The organism is Kitasatospora sp. NPDC004745 (assembly GCF_042873275.1).
Taxonomy (GTDB): Bacteria; Actinomycetota; Actinomycetes; order Streptomycetales; family Streptomycetaceae; genus Kitasatospora.
On the sequence record NZ_JBIALK010000007.1, the window covers coordinates 118,947 to 132,960 of the forward strand.

The 14,014-nt window shown below is 72.1% G+C and carries 13 protein-coding genes; 12 read left to right on the forward strand and 1 reads right to left on the reverse strand.

Features of this window, described 5'->3' with window-relative positions; translation table 11 throughout:
• Window positions 1-101 precede the first annotated feature (101 nt).
• On the forward strand, window positions 102-1,136 hold the full coding sequence (locus tag ACFYUY_RS15360; protein WP_387900868.1) for a DMT family transporter: 1,035 nt from the start codon (window positions 102-104) through the stop codon (window positions 1,134-1,136).
• 13 nt (window positions 1,137-1,149) lie between these two features.
• Here the strand turns inward: ACFYUY_RS15360 and ACFYUY_RS15365 are convergent, their stop codons facing one another.
• Window positions 1,150-1,776 (reverse strand): hypothetical protein, encoded by a 627-nt coding sequence (locus tag ACFYUY_RS15365; protein WP_387900870.1) that lies wholly within the window; start codon window positions 1,774-1,776, stop codon window positions 1,150-1,152.
• 194 nt (window positions 1,777-1,970) lie between these two features.
• Here ACFYUY_RS15365 and ACFYUY_RS15370 point away from each other — a divergent pair, with 194 nt between their 5' ends.
• The 11 genes from ACFYUY_RS15370 (at window position 1,971) to nuoI (ending at window position 14,014) form a co-directional block, all read left to right on the forward strand.
• Window positions 1,971-3,089, forward strand: a complete 1,119-nt coding sequence (locus ACFYUY_RS15370) for a sensor histidine kinase (protein ID WP_387900872.1) — start codon at window positions 1,971-1,973, stop codon at window positions 3,087-3,089.
• Complete coding sequence (locus ACFYUY_RS15375; protein WP_387900874.1) at window positions 3,086-3,766, forward strand: response regulator; 681 nt, start codon at window positions 3,086-3,088, stop codon at window positions 3,764-3,766. Before ACFYUY_RS15370 ends, ACFYUY_RS15375 begins: the two co-directional genes overlap by 4 nt.
• 574 nt (window positions 3,767-4,340) lie before the next feature.
• On the forward strand, window positions 4,341-4,700 hold the full coding sequence (locus ACFYUY_RS15380; RefSeq protein ID WP_030060100.1) for an NADH-quinone oxidoreductase subunit A: 360 nt from the start codon (window positions 4,341-4,343) through the stop codon (window positions 4,698-4,700).
• 101 nt (window positions 4,701-4,801) lie between these two features.
• Window positions 4,802-5,356 (forward strand): NADH-quinone oxidoreductase subunit B family protein, encoded by a 555-nt coding sequence (locus ACFYUY_RS15385; RefSeq protein WP_360218868.1) that lies wholly within the window; start codon window positions 4,802-4,804, stop codon window positions 5,354-5,356.
• Window positions 5,353-6,066, forward strand: coding sequence for an NADH-quinone oxidoreductase subunit C (locus ACFYUY_RS15390; RefSeq protein ID WP_360218871.1), 714 nt, complete (start codon window positions 5,353-5,355; stop codon window positions 6,064-6,066). The genes ACFYUY_RS15385 and ACFYUY_RS15390 overlap by 4 nt, the downstream gene beginning before the upstream one ends.
• Complete coding sequence (locus tag ACFYUY_RS15395; RefSeq protein ID WP_387900877.1) at window positions 6,066-7,436, forward strand: NADH-quinone oxidoreductase subunit D; 1,371 nt, start codon at window positions 6,066-6,068, stop codon at window positions 7,434-7,436. The genes ACFYUY_RS15390 and ACFYUY_RS15395 overlap by 1 nt, the downstream gene beginning before the upstream one ends.
• Before the next feature lie 26 nt (window positions 7,437-7,462).
• Complete coding sequence (nuoE, locus tag ACFYUY_RS15400; RefSeq protein WP_387900879.1) at window positions 7,463-8,188, forward strand: NADH-quinone oxidoreductase subunit NuoE; 726 nt, start codon at window positions 7,463-7,465, stop codon at window positions 8,186-8,188.
• Window positions 8,188-9,549 carry an NADH-quinone oxidoreductase subunit NuoF gene (gene nuoF / locus ACFYUY_RS15405; RefSeq protein ID WP_360218877.1) on the forward strand — a complete coding sequence of 454 codons (1,362 nt, stop codon included), beginning with the start codon at window positions 8,188-8,190 and terminating at the stop codon, window positions 9,547-9,549. The genes nuoE and nuoF overlap by 1 nt, the downstream gene beginning before the upstream one ends.
• Complete coding sequence (locus ACFYUY_RS15410; RefSeq protein WP_387900881.1) at window positions 9,546-12,065, forward strand: NADH-quinone oxidoreductase subunit G; 2,520 nt, start codon at window positions 9,546-9,548, stop codon at window positions 12,063-12,065. Before nuoF ends, ACFYUY_RS15410 begins: the two co-directional genes overlap by 4 nt.
• On the forward strand, window positions 12,062-13,405 hold the full coding sequence (gene nuoH, locus ACFYUY_RS15415) for an NADH-quinone oxidoreductase subunit NuoH (RefSeq protein WP_360218883.1): 1,344 nt from the start codon (window positions 12,062-12,064) through the stop codon (window positions 13,403-13,405). The genes ACFYUY_RS15410 and nuoH overlap by 4 nt, the downstream gene beginning before the upstream one ends.
• 6 nt (window positions 13,406-13,411) lie before the next feature.
• Entirely contained in the window at window positions 13,412-14,014 is a 603-nt protein-coding gene (gene nuoI / locus ACFYUY_RS15420) for an NADH-quinone oxidoreductase subunit NuoI (RefSeq protein ID WP_360218886.1), read from the forward strand.

Below are 14,014 nucleotides of genomic sequence, written 5' to 3' on the forward strand. Positions count from 1 at the left end.
CCGTTCGCCGCCGAGCCCGCCGCTCGGCCTCCTCCTGGGTCCGTCCGACGCCGTACGGTACTCGCGCCCGCCGGTTCCGTTCGCTCGGAGGGGTCAGACCCATGCGCTCCCGCCTGTTCAGTTCCAGCTCCACGTTCAGCTCCTCGCTCTCGTCCTCGTTCGCTTCCTCGTCGGTCCTCCGCGACCTGCCGGTCCTCCTGGTGGCCGTGGTGTGGGGGTCGAGCTTCCTCGCCGTCCAGCGGGTGGCCGAGCCGGGGACCGCCGTCGCGATGCTGGTGCTGCGGTTCGGGCTGGTGCTTCCGCTCCTCGGGGCCGTCGCCTGGCGTGCCCTGCGGAGGCTGAGCCGCGCCGAGTGGCTGGGCGGCGGTGCGCTGGGCCTGGTGCTCAGCGGGATCTTCCTGCTGGAGACGTACGGCGCCGTGCACACCTCCGCCACCAACGCCGGACTGATCATCAGCCTCGCCATGGTGCTGACCCCGCTCGGCGAGAGCGCGCTCACCCGGACCGCCCCGCCGCGCGCCTTCCTCGCGGCCGCCGTGCTGGCCGTCCTGGGCGTCGCCCTGCTCACCGGCGACGGAGGGCTCCGCCCGCCCACGCTCGGTGACCTGCTGGTGCTGGGCGCCGCCCTCGTCCGCGCGGTGTTCGTCCTCACCACGGCCCGCACCCGGGCCGTGCGCAACACCGACGCGTTGGCCCTGACCTGGGTCCAACTCGCGGTCGCCACCGCCGTCTTCACGGTCGTCGCGCTCTCCGCGGGGCCGGCACCGTGGGCCGTCGCCGCCTCGTACGGGCCCGGACAGTGGGCCTGGCTGCTCCACCTGTCGCTGTTCTGCACGCTGTTCGCCTTCTTCGTCCAGACCTGGGCCGTCCGAGCCACCTCGCCGTCCCGGGTGAGCCTGCTGCTGGGGACGGAGCCGCTCTGGGCCGCCGTCTTCGGCATCACGATCGCGGGCAACCGGATGGGCCCGCTGGCCCTGCTCGGCGGAGCCGTGGTCCTGTTCGCGACGGAGTGGGGCCGTCGCACCGCCCCGGCTCCGCGGCCGCAGGCCGGGGACGAGGCCCGGGGCGACTCCGAGGGCGCGGCCCCGGCCCCGCCGCCGGCTCCGGCTCCGGCTCCGGAGGCGGCGCGGGCCTGACCGGGCTCGGTGATCACCGGCGCCCCAGTGTCCGGCGGGCGTAGTCGACGGTGACCGCGCCGAGCAGCGGGCCCCAGACCACCAGGGGCAGGTAGGCGAGGGTCATCACCACGGCGGCGGCCCCGCGCGGCGAATCCGGCTCGGCCAGGTTGGCGGCCCAGCGGCCGAACAGCCCCTCCGCGCCGAGGACGGTGAGCACCACCGAGCCCAGCAGCGCCGGGACGATCGCGGCGAGCGGCCGCACCCGCCGGCCGCCGATCAGCGGGACCCACCGGGGCACCACCAGGCCCCAGGGCCGGACCAGGCCGAGGGTCAGGAACGCCAGCGCCTCGGCCAGGGCGCTCAGTACGACGCAGTAGACGGTGCCCCAACCCGGCTGGTGCTCGCCGTAGGCCGCGGCCGTCGCCCCGGTGAACCCCATTGGGACGCCGAAGCCGAAGGCGACCCGCCACACCCCCGAGGGGACGGTGCTCAGGGCCGCGGCCCCGGCGGCGAGCTCGGCCCACCGCGGTGCGGGCGGGACGGTCCGGGCGTTGCGACCGCCCGGAGCGACGAGGGTGTCCGGAGCGACGGCGACGGCCGGGGCGGCCGCCCCGGCCCGGTGGCCGGTGCCGCGTGCGTTGATCGCGATCCTCGACATGGTGGTGGCTCCCTTCCTGCCCGGCCCTCCCGGCCGGTTCGACGACTCAAGGCTGACCCCTCCCACCGGCTCCGCGGCAGATGCCGATCGGGCTGTTCCACCTGCTCAACCGGCCTTTGAAATATGCCGATCGGCACAAGCGGACCCCGGGTGCCCCGTCGTACGGTGACGGCAGTCCAAGGGAGGAGATGACGATGACTCAGCTGCTCGCACTCGTCGTGCCGGCCCTGCTGCTGCCGGCGTGGGTGGCTCGCGGTCGCCGCGGGGTGGCGGCGGTGACGGCCGTGGTCGGTGCGTCGTCGGCGGCGGTCACCATCGCCGTCTGGTTCGTCGGCCGGTGGGCGGAGGCGGACAGGTGGCCGGGGCTGCTCGGCCTGGCCGAACTGGCCGCCCTGCTGTTGGCGGTGGTCCTCACCCTCCGGTCGGCGGACGGCCCGCGGTCCGCCGCGGCCGCCTGGACGGCCTGCGGCGCCGTCGGCCTCTGGCCTTCCCGGTTCGAGGCGGTCGACGGGCCGATGGGGGCGCTCGACCTCTTCGGCTTCGGGTCGATGCTGTCCCTCCCCGCGGTGCTGATCGGCCTCTACCTGCGCGGCCTGGACGGCGCCCGGCTCCGGGCGGTGGCGGAGGCCCGGCGGGCCCAGCGGCTCGAGCTGGCCCACGACCTGCACGATTTCGTGGCGCACGACGTGAGCGGCATGGTCGCCCAGGCCCAGGCGGGGGCCTACCTGGCCACGATCGATCCCGCGCGGGCGGCGGAGATGTTCGAGCGGATAGAGCAGGCCGGGCAGCGGGCCCTGGCCTCGCTGGACCGGACGGTGCAGCTGCTGCGTACGGAGGAGGGTGCCGGCCGCGCCCCGCAGCCGGGCCTGACCGAACTGCGTGAGGTGGCAGCGCAGTTCGTGCTCTCGGGCGGCGCCGAGGTCAGGCTGGAGCTCCCGGAGGACCCGATCCCCCGGGAGGTGGCGGGCACCGTCCACCGGATCGTCGTCGAGGCGCTCACCAACGTCAGGCGGCACGCACCGACCGCTCGGACGGTGGACGTCCGGGCGCTCCGAGCCAGCGGCCGGCTGGAGCTGACCGTGACCAGCGACGGGCGGGGCGCCGCTCCAGGAGGCCGCCCACGGCGCGGCGGAGGAAGCGGACTGTCGGGGCTGGCGGCCCGGGTGGAGGCCCTGGGCGGTTCGTTCGAGGCGGGGCCGCACGGAGTGCGGTCCTGGCGGGTGGCGGCGGTGCTTCCCCTGGGGGAGGCACGCGACCGGCAAGGAGTTCGGCGGAGTGCGGCGAAGGCCGCAGCACGGGAGGAGCACGCATGAGCAGCACCGGGCCGATCAGGGTCTTGATCGCGGACGACCAGCCCGACGTCCGCAGTGCGTTCCGGATGATCCTGGACGTCCAGCCGGACATGGCGGTGGTGGCCGAGGCCGCGGACGGCGCCGCGGCGGTGGCGGAGGCGAGGAGGCTGCGTCCGGACGTGGTCCTCGCGGACATCCGGATGCCGAAGCTCGACGGCCTGGAGGTCACCCGGCAGCTGGCCGGTCAGTGCAAGGTGATCGTGGTGACCACGTTCGACCTGGACGAGTACGTGCACACAGCGCTCCGGCACGGTGCGGCGGGCTTCCTGCTCAAGCGCTCCGGCCCGGTGCTGCTGATCGAGGCGATCAGGGCGGCGATGGCCGGGGACGCCTTGATCAGCCCCCAGGTCACCGTCAGGCTCCTGCGGCACATGGCGGCGCCCGGTCCGGAGGAGCGCTCCGGTTCGGGGGCGGCGGCGCCGCCTGCGGCCGGCCCGGTGGAGGAGTTGACCACGCGGGAGCGGGAGATCGCCGAGCTGGTGGCCGACGGCGCGACCAACGCCGAGATCGGCTCCGGGCTGTTCATCTCACCGGGCACGGTGAAGAACCACCTCGCCAACGTCCAGCGCAAGCTCGGTGCCAGGAACCGGGTGGGCATCGCGGCCTGGGTCTGGGAGCAGGCCGCCGGCAACCGGTAGCGGGGTGAGTGGCGAGGGGTGGCCGGCCGGCGGGGGCGACGGCAGCAGGGAGACACCGGCGGGAGGGGGGCCGTGCGGAGGGGCGTCCGGCGAGCGGCGGGAGCCGCGTGGCGAACGGGCGAGAACCCCAACTCCACCCCGCGCTCGAGCGCTTGTGAACGAAGGGTCAAGCGGACGTTCGGAGCGCCGCCACCCCTCTGGGTGAGCCGCTATAACACGTCAACATGACGCCCGGAAATTTGCTTGAGACGACGCATAGTTGATATAGGAGCGTGCCTCTGACCAGCCGCTTCACAAGTAAATGCGACTGGTTGTGACCATTTGACTTCTTTGTGTTGACAACTCTCGGCATGTTCACATTCGGCGTGATTCCAAGGGTGTCGTAGATCACAAAGATGACGTTGAACTGCGTGTCGCAGATCACAAGCCGACGGGCATAGGATGCGCTCGTTCCAGGCTTTGTGAACTGCCTCACATGAGGTGGATCCCGGGAACCGGAACGCGGGTTCACCACAGTGTGACCTGCCGGTTCCGATCTGCAGTCAAGGACGACTGGACGGAGGGAGCGGGGGCTATGAATGCCTACGCGCCGATCCTCGTACTCGGTGCCATCGCGGCGGCGTTCGCGGTCGGCTCCGTCGTGATGGCCTCGCTGACCGGCCCCAAGCGCTACAACCGGGCCAAGTTGGAGGCGTACGAGTGCGGCATCGAGCCGACCCCGCAGCCCGTGGGCGGCGGTCGGTTCCCGATCAAGTACTACCTGACGGCGATGCTCTTCATCGTCTTCGACATCGAGATCGTCTTCCTCTACCCGTGGGCGGTCACCTTCGACGCCCTGGGGATCTTCGGGTTGGTCGAGATGCTCCTGTTCATCGCCACCGTCTTCGTCGCGTACGCCTACGTGTGGCGCCGCGGCGGTCTGGAGTGGGACTGAGCGCGGGGTGGCCGCCGCCCTTGTGAACGAGCGGACAAGCCCGAACGGGCCGGACGTACCACAGGACTTGAGGGCTTTCTGAGGGCATTGAGAGGGATCTGATGGGAATCGAGGAGAAGCTGCCGAGCGGCTTTCTGCTCACGACCGTGGAGACGGCCGCCGGCTGGGTGCGCAAGGCGTCACTCTTCCCGGCCACCTTCGGTCTGGCCTGCTGCGCGATCGAGATGATGACCACCGGTGCCGGCCGCTACGACCTGGCCCGGTTCGGCATGGAGGTGTTCCGGGGTTCGCCCCGACAGGCCGATCTGATGATCGTGGCGGGCCGGGTGAGCCAGAAGATGGCCCCGGTGCTGCGCCAGGTGTACGACCAGATGCCCAACCCGAAGTGGGTCATCTCGATGGGCGTCTGCGCCTCGTCGGGCGGGATGTTCAACAACTACGCGATCGTGCAGGGCGTCGACCACATCGTCCCGGTGGACATCTACCTGCCCGGCTGTCCGCCCCGCCCGGAGATGCTGATGGACGCGATCCTGAAGCTGCACGACAAGATCCAGCACGAGCCGCTCGGCGTGAACCGGCGCCGGGCCGAGGAGCTCGGCGAGGCGCTCGCCCTCCGGGCCACCCCGGTCAGCGAGATGCGGGGGCAGCTGCGATGAACGAGCAGGTACCCGAGACCCGGCAGGAGCGGCCCGTCCGCGAGATCCCGGTCGAGGTGGTCGGCCGCCGCCAGGGCATGTTCGGCGCCCAGGGCACCGGTGACACCTCCGGCTTCGGCGGTCTGGTCGCGCCGGTGGTGCTGCCCGGCCCGAGCGAGCGGCCGTACGGCGGCTGGTTCGACGAGGTGGCCGACGAGCTGGAGGGCGCCCTGGAGGAGCAGGGGCTGGACCCGGTCGACGTGATCGGGAAGACGGTGGTCGCCCACGGCGAGATCACCTTCCACATCGAGCGCGAGCACCTGTTGCGGACCGTCCGCATCCTGCGCGACGACCCGGCGCTGCGCTTCGAGCTCTGCCTGGGCGTGAGCGGCGTGCACCACCCCGGCGACAAGGGCCGCGAGCTGCACGCGGTCTACCACCTGCGCTCGATCACCCACGGCCGGCTGATCCGGCTGGAGGTCACCGCACCGGACGCCGACCCGCGGATCCCGTCCGTGGTGAGCGTCTACCCGACCAACGACTGGCACGAGCGCGAGGCCTACGACTTCTTCGGCCTGGTCTTCGACGGTCACCCGGCGCTCACCCGGATCATGATGCCGGACGACTGGCTGGGCCACCCGCAGCGCAAGGACTACCCGCTCGGCGGCATCCCCGTCGAGTACAAGGGCGCCCAGATCCCGGCACCCGACCAGCGGAGGTCGTACAGCTGATGAGCACCCAGCACCACGAACAGGCCCCGCAGGGAGCGGACCCGCGGGAGGACGCCGAGCGGGCACACGCCCGGGAGACCACCGAGGGCCGGGTCTTCACGGTCACCGGCGGCGACTGGGGCGAGGTCGTCGAGGCGGTCGGCCGGGCCGACGACGAGCGCATCATCGTCAACATGGGCCCCCAGCACCCGTCCACCCACGGCGTGCTGCGGTTGATCCTGGAGATCGACGGCGAGACGGTCACGGAGGCCCGCTGCGGCATCGGCTACCTCCACACCGGCATCGAGAAGAACATGGAGTTCCGCAGCTGGGTCCAGGGCACGACCTTCGTGACGCGGATGGACTACCTGACCCCGCTGTTCAACGAGACCGCGTACTGCCTGGCCGTCGAGAAGCTGCTCGGCATCACCGCCGACGTCCCGGACCGGGCCAGCGTCATCCGCGTGATGATGATGGAGCTCAACCGGATCGCCTCGCACCTGGTCTGCCTGGCCACCGGCGGCATGGAGATCGGCTCCACCACCCTGATGATCTACGGGTTCCGGGACCGCGAGCTGATCCTGGACGTCTTCGAGCTGGTCACCGGCCTGCGCATGAACCACGCGTACGTGCGCCCCGGCGGTCTCGCCCAGGACCTCCCGCCCGGGGCGGTCGACCAGATCCGCGAGGCGGTCCGGACGTTCCGCTCCCGGATGCACGAGTACGACAAGCTCGCCACCGGCAACCCGGTGTTCAAGGCCCGCCTGGTCGACGTCGGCTTCCTGGACCTGCCGGGGTGCCTGGCGCTCGGCGCCACCGGTCCGATCCTGCGCGCCACCGGCCTGCCGCACGACCTGCGCAAGAGCGACCCGTACTGCGGCTACGAGGACTACGACTTCGAGGTCGCGACCGCCGACAGCGCCGACTCCTACGGCCGCTTCCTGATCCGGCTGGAGGAGATGAAGCAGTCACTGCGGATCGTCGAGCAGTGCCTCGACCGGCTGCGCCCGGGCCCGGTCATGGTGGCCGACAAGAAGATCGCCTGGCCGGCCCAACTCGCCGTCGGCCCGGACGGGATGGGCAACTCGCTCGACCACATCCGCAAGATCATGGGCACCTCGATGGAGGCCCTGATCCACCACTTCAAGCTGGTCACCGAGGGCTTCCGGGTCCCGGTCGGCCAGGCGTACACGGCGGTCGAGTCGCCCAAGGGCGAGCTGGGCGTGCACGTGGTCAGCGACGGGGGGACGCGCCCGTACCGGGTCCACTTCCGGGATCCGTCGTTCACCAATCTGCAGACGATGGCGGCGATGTGCGAGGGCGGCCAGGTGGCCGACGTGATCGTCGCGGTGGCCGGGATCGACCCGGTGATGGGAGGCGTGGACCGGTGACAGACGTCCAGTTGGGGATGCCGGCGATGCCGGCCGCACCGTACCCCGAGGAGGTGCACGCCCGGCTGACCGCGGACGCCGCGGAGCTGATCGGCCGCTACCCGCAGGCCCGGTCGGCGCTGCTGCCGCTGCTGCACCTGGTGCAGGCCGAGGAGGGCTTCGTCAGCGCGACCGGCATCCGGTTCTGCGCCGAGCAGTTGGACCTCACCACCGCCGAGGTCACCGCCGTCGCCACCTTCTACACGATGTACCGGCGGCGGCCGGCCGGGAAGTACCACGTCGGGGTCTGCACCAACACCCTGTGCGCGGTGCTCGGCGGCGACCAGATCTTCGACGAGCTCCAGCAGCACCTCGGTGTCCGCAACAACGAGACCACCGCGGACGGCGAGATCTCGATCGAGCACATCGAGTGCAACGCGGCCTGCGACTACGCCCCCGTGGTGATGGTCAACTGGGAGTTCTTCGACGACCAGACCCCGGAGAGCGCCAAGCAGCTGGTCGACGACCTGCGCGCCGGCCGCGAGGTCCGGCCGACCCGGGGCGCCCGGCTGTGCGGCTTCAAGGAGACCTCCCGGATCCTGGCGGGCTTCCCCGACGAGCGCCCGGGCGCCAACGACGAGTCCGGCGCGGGCGGAGCACCCTCGCTCGCCGGCCTGCGGCTGGCCAGGGGCGAGGCGCTGCCCGGCACCGGTGGCACCAAGGTCGTCGCGCCCCGCCACGAGGGCACCGGCCACGAAGGGACCGAAGCGTGATGACCTCCGCCGAGCCGGCCGAGAAGCTGCTCACCCCCGTGCTGTCGGCCTCCTGGGACGACAGCCGGCCCTGGACGCTCGCCACGTACCAGCGCCACCACGGCTACGAGGGCCTCAAGGCGGCGCTGGCCATGCCGCCGGACGACGTGATCGCCCTGGTGAAGGACTCCGGGCTGCGCGGCCGCGGCGGCGCCGGCTTCCCCACCGGGATGAAGTGGCAGTTCATCCCGCAGAACGACGGCAAGCCGCACTACCTGGTGGTCAACGCGGACGAGTCCGAGCCGGGCACCTGCAAGGACATCCCGCTGCTGTTCGCCAACCCGCACTCGCTGATCGAGGGCATGATCATCGCCTCGTACGCGATCCGCTGCGACCACGCGTTCATCTACCTGCGCGGCGAGGTCGTCCCGGTGCTGCGCCGCCTGCACGAGGCGGTCGCGGAGGCGTACCGGGCGGGGCTGCTGGGCCGGAACATCCTCGGCTCGGGCGTCGACCTCGACATCACCGTGCACGCCGGCGCCGGCGCCTACATCTGCGGCGAGGAGACGGCGCTGCTGGACTCGCTGGAGGGCCGGCGCGGCCAGCCCCGGCTGCGGCCCCCGTTCCCGGCCATCGCCGGCCTGTACGCCTGCCCGACGGTGGTCAACAACGTCGAGTCGATCGCCTCGGTGCCGCCGATCCTGGCCCGGGGCAAGGAGTGGTTCAAGGGCCTGGGCACCGAGAAGTCCCCCGGCTTCACGCTGTACTCGCTCTCCGGCCACGTCACCAACCCCGGCCAGTACGAGGCGCCGCTGGGCATCACCCTGCGCCAGCTGCTGGACATGAGCGGCGGCGTCCGCTCCGGCCACCGGCTGAAGTTCTGGACCCCGGGCGGCTCCTCCACCCCGATGTTCACCGACGAGCACCTGGACGTCCCGCTGGACTACGAGGGCGTCGGCGCAGCCGGCTCGATGCTCGGCACCAAGGCGCTGCAGGTCTTCGACGAGACGACCTGCGTGGTGCGGGCCGTCACCCGCTGGACGGAGTTCTACGCCCACGAGTCCTGCGGCAAGTGCACCCCCTGCCGAGAGGGCACCTACTGGCTCGTCCAGCTGCTCAAGCGGATCGAGGCGGGCGAGGGCGTCGCGGGGGACTTGGAGAAGCTCCTCGACATCGCCGACAACATCAACGGCAAGTCCTTCTGCGCGCTGGGGGACGGCGCGGCCAGCCCGATCGTCTCCTCGCTCCAGCACTTCCGGGCCGAGTACGAGCAGCACCTGGCAGAGCGCCGCTGCCCGTTCGACCCGGCCGCCTCCACCGTCTGGGCCGACGGCCCCCGCCCCGGCCACCAGTCCGCCACCGAAAGGGAGGTGCACGCGTGACGATCACAGAGCCATCCACCTCCACGGGCGACAAGGCCCCGGTCGAACTGGTCACGCTCACCATCGACGGCGTCGAAGTGCAGGTCCCCAAGGGGACGTTGGTGATCCGGGCGGCCGAGACCATCGGCACCCAGATCCCGCGCTTCTGCGACCACCCGCTGCTCGACCCGGCCGGCGCCTGCCGGCAGTGCATCGTGGAGATCGAGGGCCAGCGCAAGCCGGTCGCCTCCTGCACCATCCCGGTCGCCGAGGGCATGGTGGTGCGCACCCAGCTGAGCTCGCCGGTGGCGGAGAAGGCGCAGCGCGGCGTGATGGAGCTGCTGCTGATCAACCACCCGCTGGACTGCCCGGTCTGCGACAAGGGCGGCGAGTGCCCGCTGCAGAACCAGGCGATGTCCACCGGGGAGACGGACTCCCGCTTCGAGGGGATGAAGCGCACCTACGAGAAGCCGGTGCCGATCAGCAGCCAGGTGCTGCTGGACCGCGAACGCTGCGTGCTGTGCGCGCGCTGCACCCGCTTCTCGCAGCAGATCGCCGGCGACCCGTTCATCGACCTGGTGGAGCGCGGTGCGCTGCAGCAGGTCGGCACCGGTGAGGGCGACGACTTCGAGTCGTACTTCTCGGGGAACACCATCCAGATCTGCCCGGTGGGCGCGCTGACCTCGGCGGCTTATCGTTTCCGCTCGCGTCCGTTCGACCTGGTCTCCTCGCCGAGCGTGTGCGAGCACTGCTCGGCCGGCTGCGCCCAGCGCACCGACCACCGGCGGGGCAAGGTGCTGCGCCGGCTGGCGGGCGAGGACCCGGCGGTCAACGAGGAGTGGAACTGCGACAAGGGCCGGTTCGCGTTCCGCTACGCCCAGCAGCGGGACCGCCTCACCACCCCGCTGGTGCGGGAGGGCGGCGAGCTGGTCCCGGCGTCCTGGCCGGAGGCGCTGGCCCGGGCCGCCGCGGGGCTGCGCGGCGCCCGCGCCGGCGTGCTCACCGGCGGCCGGGTCACCGTCGAGGACGCCTACGCGTACGCGAAGTTCGCGCGGGTGGTGCTCGGCACCAACGACGTGGACTTCCGGGCCCGCCCGCACAGCGGCGAGGAGGCGGACTTCCTGGCCGCCGCCGTCGCCGGGCGCGGCGTGGACGTGGACGGCACGGGCCTGAGCTACGAGCGGCTGGAGCAGGCACCGGTGGTGCTGCTGGCGGGCTTCGAGCCGGAGGAGGAGTCGCCGATCGTCTTCCTGCGGCTGCGCAAGGCGGCCCGGGCGCGCGGCACCAAGGTGTACTCGGTGGCGACGTTCGCCTCCCGGGGGCTGACCAAGCTGCGCGGCGCACTGCTGCCGGCGGCCCCCGGCACCGAGCCGGAGTGGTTCGCGGCGCTGGCCGCGGACGAGCCGCTGAACGACGACGCCGGGCGGGCGGCCGAGCTGCTGCGCGGCCCGGGCGCGGTGATCCTGGCGGGCGAGCGGCTGGCCTCGGTGCCGGGCGCGCTGACGGCGGTGCTGCGCCTGGCGCACGCGACCGGTGCGACGCTGGCCTGGGTGCCGCGCCGGGCGGGTGAGCGCGGGGCCGTCGAGGCGGGCGCGCTGCCGGGCCTGCTGCCGGGCGGCCGTCCGGTGGCGGCGCCGGGGGCGCGGGCGGAGGCCGCCGCGCTGTGGGGCGTGGCGGAGCTGCCCGCGCGGCTGGGCCGGGACACCGACCAGATCCTCGCGGCGGCGGTGAACGGCGATCTGGACGCGCTGCTGGTCGGCGGTGTGGATCCGGACGACCTGCCGGATCCGGCGCTGGCCGACGAGGCGCTGGCGGCGGTGCCGTTCGTGGTGTCGCTGGAACTGCGGCCGTCCGCGGTGACGGCGCACGCGGACGTGGTACTGCCGGTGGCGGCGGTGGCGGAGAAGGCCGGCACCTTCCTGGACTGGGAGGGCCGGGTGCGGATGTTCGAGGCGGCGCTCAAGCCGGACCAGCAGATGGGCCGTCACCTGCACCCGGACCTGCGGGTGCTGAGCATGCTGGCGGACGCGCTGGGCCACCGGCTCGGCCTGCCGGACGTCCGGGCGGCCCGCCTGGAGCTGGACCACTTCACCCCGTGGACGGGCGACCGCACCGCGGACCCGGCCGCGCACCCGGCCGTGCTGCCGCGGCCGGCCAACGGTCAGGCGGTGCTGGGCGGCTGGCGCCAGCTGCTGGACGGCGGCTCGCTGCAGCAGGGCGATCCGCACCTGGCGGGCACCCGGCACCGGGCGGTGGCCCGGGTCTCCCCGGTCACCGCGGAGGAGATCGGGGCCGTCGCGGGCGGTGCGCTGCGGGTGACGGGCCCGGCGGGCTCGCTGACCCTGCCGCTGGAGGTCGTCGACTCGATCCCGGACCGCACGGTCTGGGTGCCGCTCAACTCCACGCCGGGCGGCGCGCACCGCGCGCTCGGCACCACCGTCGGCCACCTGGTGACGATCGCCGCGGCCGCACCGGAGCCGGCCGAGCAGGCCGTGGCCCCGGTCGGCGACGCGAGCAGCGAAGGGGAGGAGCGATGACTCCGCAGCCGTACGAGACGCTCCACTTCTTCGGCCACGACCCGTGGTGGCTGGTGCTGCTGAAGGCGGTGTTCTGCTTCGGCTTCCTGGTCCTGACGGTGCTGATCGCGATCGTCTGGGAGCGCAAGGTGGTGGCCTGGATGCAGTTGCGCATCGGGCCGAACCGGCACGGGCCCTGGGGGCTGCTGCAGTCCCTCGCGGACGGCGTGAAGCTGGCGCTCAAGGAAGACCTGGTGGTCAAGGGCTCGGACAAGGTGGTCTACGTCCTGGCCCCGATCGTCTGCGCCATCCCGGCCTTCATGGCCTTCGCGGTGATCCCGTTCGGTCCGCCCGGCGACGAGGTGTCGATCTTCGGGACGCGGACGGCGATGCAGCTGACGGACTTCCCGGTGGCTCTGCTGTACATCCTGGCGACGGCCTCGGTCGGCATCTACGGCATCGTGCTGGCGGGCTGGTCCTCCGGGTCGACGTACCCGCTGCTGGGCGGTCTGCGCTCCTCGGCCCAGATGATCAGCTACGAGATCGCGATGGGCCTGTCCTTCGCGGCGGTCTTCATCTACTCGGGGTCGATGTCGACCTCGGAGATCGTGGCGCACCAGCAGCCGACCTGGTTCGCGGTGCTGCTGCCGGTGTCGTTCATCGTCTACATCATCGCGATGGTGGGCGAGACCAACCGGGCGCCGTTCGACCTGCCGGAGGCCGAGGGCGAGCTGGTCGGCGGCTTCAACACCGAGTACTCCTCGCTGAAGTTCGCGATGTTCATGCTGGCCGAGTACGTCAACATGGTGACCGTCTCGGCCGTCGCCTCCACCCTGTTCCTGGGCGGCTGGCGGGCCCCGTGGCCGGTGTCGACCTTCTGGGAGGGCGCCAACCACGGCTGGTGGCCGATGCTCTGGATCACGTTGAAGATCCAGCTGCTGCTGTTCTTCTTCATCTGGCTGCGCGGCACGCTGCCCCGGTTCCGCTACGACCAGTTCATGAAGCTGGGCTGGAAGGTGCTGATCCCGGTCTCGCTGGTCTGGCTGGTGCTGATCGCGAGCGTGCGGGCGCTGCGCAACGAGGGCTACGGCTTCGGCGAGGTGGTGCTGTACGTCGGCGCGCCGGTCGGGGGGATCCTGCTGCTCGCGTTGCTGCGGGACTTCCTGAAGAAGGAGCCCGAGGACTCTGCGGCGTCCGGTGACGGGGCGTCGCCGCAGGGCGGGTTCGACCCGATGGCGGGCGGTTACCCGGTGCCCCCGCTGCCCGGCCAGGAGCTGCCGCCGGTGCCGCGCCGGCGCAGCCGCGCCCCGAAGCAACTGCAGGACGCCCTCAACGGGGCCGACCATTCCGAAGGGAGCTGAACCGAGATGGAGTCCGACCAGACGGAGCGGGACGAACGCCCCGACAAGCCGTCGATCCTCGGCCCGGCCGCCGGCTTCGGCGTGACCTTCAAGGCCATGTTCAAGAAGCGGCTGACCGAGCAGTACCCGGAGCAGAAGAAGCCCACCGCTCCGCGTTTCCACGGCCGCCACCAGCTGAACCGGCACCCGGACGGCCTGGAGAAGTGCGTCGGCTGCGAGCTGTGCGCGTGGGCCTGCCCGGCCGACGCGATCTACGTGGAGGGCGCGGACAACCGGGAGGACGAGCGCTACTCGCCCGGGGAGCGCTACGGCGCGGTCTACCAGATCAACTACGCCCGCTGCATCCTGTGCGGGCTCTGCATCGAGGCCTGTCCGACCCGTGCACTGACCATGACGAACGAGTACGAGCTGGCGGACTCCTCCCGCCGGGACCTGATCTTCACCAAGGAGCAGCTGCTGGTGGGGCTGTCCGAGGGCATGGTGGACTCCCCGCACGCGATCTTCCCGGGCGCCGACGAGGGCGCGTACTACCGGGGCGAGATCACCGCGGCGGCGCCCGGGACGGTCCAGCAGGAGCGCACCGACCGGGAGAAGGAGGTCCGGTCGTGA

What these genes read in the sequence shown, in the direction of transcription:
- nuoH (WP_360218883.1), top strand. Translation starts at nt 12,062, where the DNA reads ATGACTCCGCAGCCGTACGAGACGCTCCACTTCTTCGGCCACGACCCG.
- nuoI (WP_360218886.1), top strand. Translation starts at nt 13,412, where the DNA reads ATGGAGTCCGACCAGACGGAGCGGGACGAACGCCCCGACAAGCCGTCG.
- ACFYUY_RS15395 (WP_387900877.1), top strand. Translation starts at nt 6,066, where the DNA reads ATGAGCACCCAGCACCACGAACAGGCCCCGCAGGGAGCGGACCCGCGG.
- ACFYUY_RS15385 (WP_360218868.1), top strand. Translation starts at nt 4,802, where the DNA reads ATGGGAATCGAGGAGAAGCTGCCGAGCGGCTTTCTGCTCACGACCGTG.
- ACFYUY_RS15390 (WP_360218871.1), top strand. Translation starts at nt 5,353, where the DNA reads ATGAACGAGCAGGTACCCGAGACCCGGCAGGAGCGGCCCGTCCGCGAG.
- nuoE (WP_387900879.1), top strand. Translation starts at nt 7,463, where the DNA reads ATGCCGGCCGCACCGTACCCCGAGGAGGTGCACGCCCGGCTGACCGCG.
- nuoF (WP_360218877.1), top strand. Translation starts at nt 8,188, where the DNA reads ATGACCTCCGCCGAGCCGGCCGAGAAGCTGCTCACCCCCGTGCTGTCG.
- ACFYUY_RS15375 (WP_387900874.1), top strand. Translation starts at nt 3,086, where the DNA reads ATGAGCAGCACCGGGCCGATCAGGGTCTTGATCGCGGACGACCAGCCC.
- ACFYUY_RS15360 (WP_387900868.1), top strand. Translation starts at nt 102, where the DNA reads ATGCGCTCCCGCCTGTTCAGTTCCAGCTCCACGTTCAGCTCCTCGCTC.
- ACFYUY_RS15370 (WP_387900872.1), top strand. Translation starts at nt 1,971, where the DNA reads ATGACTCAGCTGCTCGCACTCGTCGTGCCGGCCCTGCTGCTGCCGGCG.
- ACFYUY_RS15380 (WP_030060100.1), top strand. Translation starts at nt 4,341, where the DNA reads ATGAATGCCTACGCGCCGATCCTCGTACTCGGTGCCATCGCGGCGGCG.
- ACFYUY_RS15365 (WP_387900870.1), bottom strand. Translation starts at nt 1,776, where the DNA reads ATGTCGAGGATCGCGATCAACGCACGCGGCACCGGCCACCGGGCCGGG.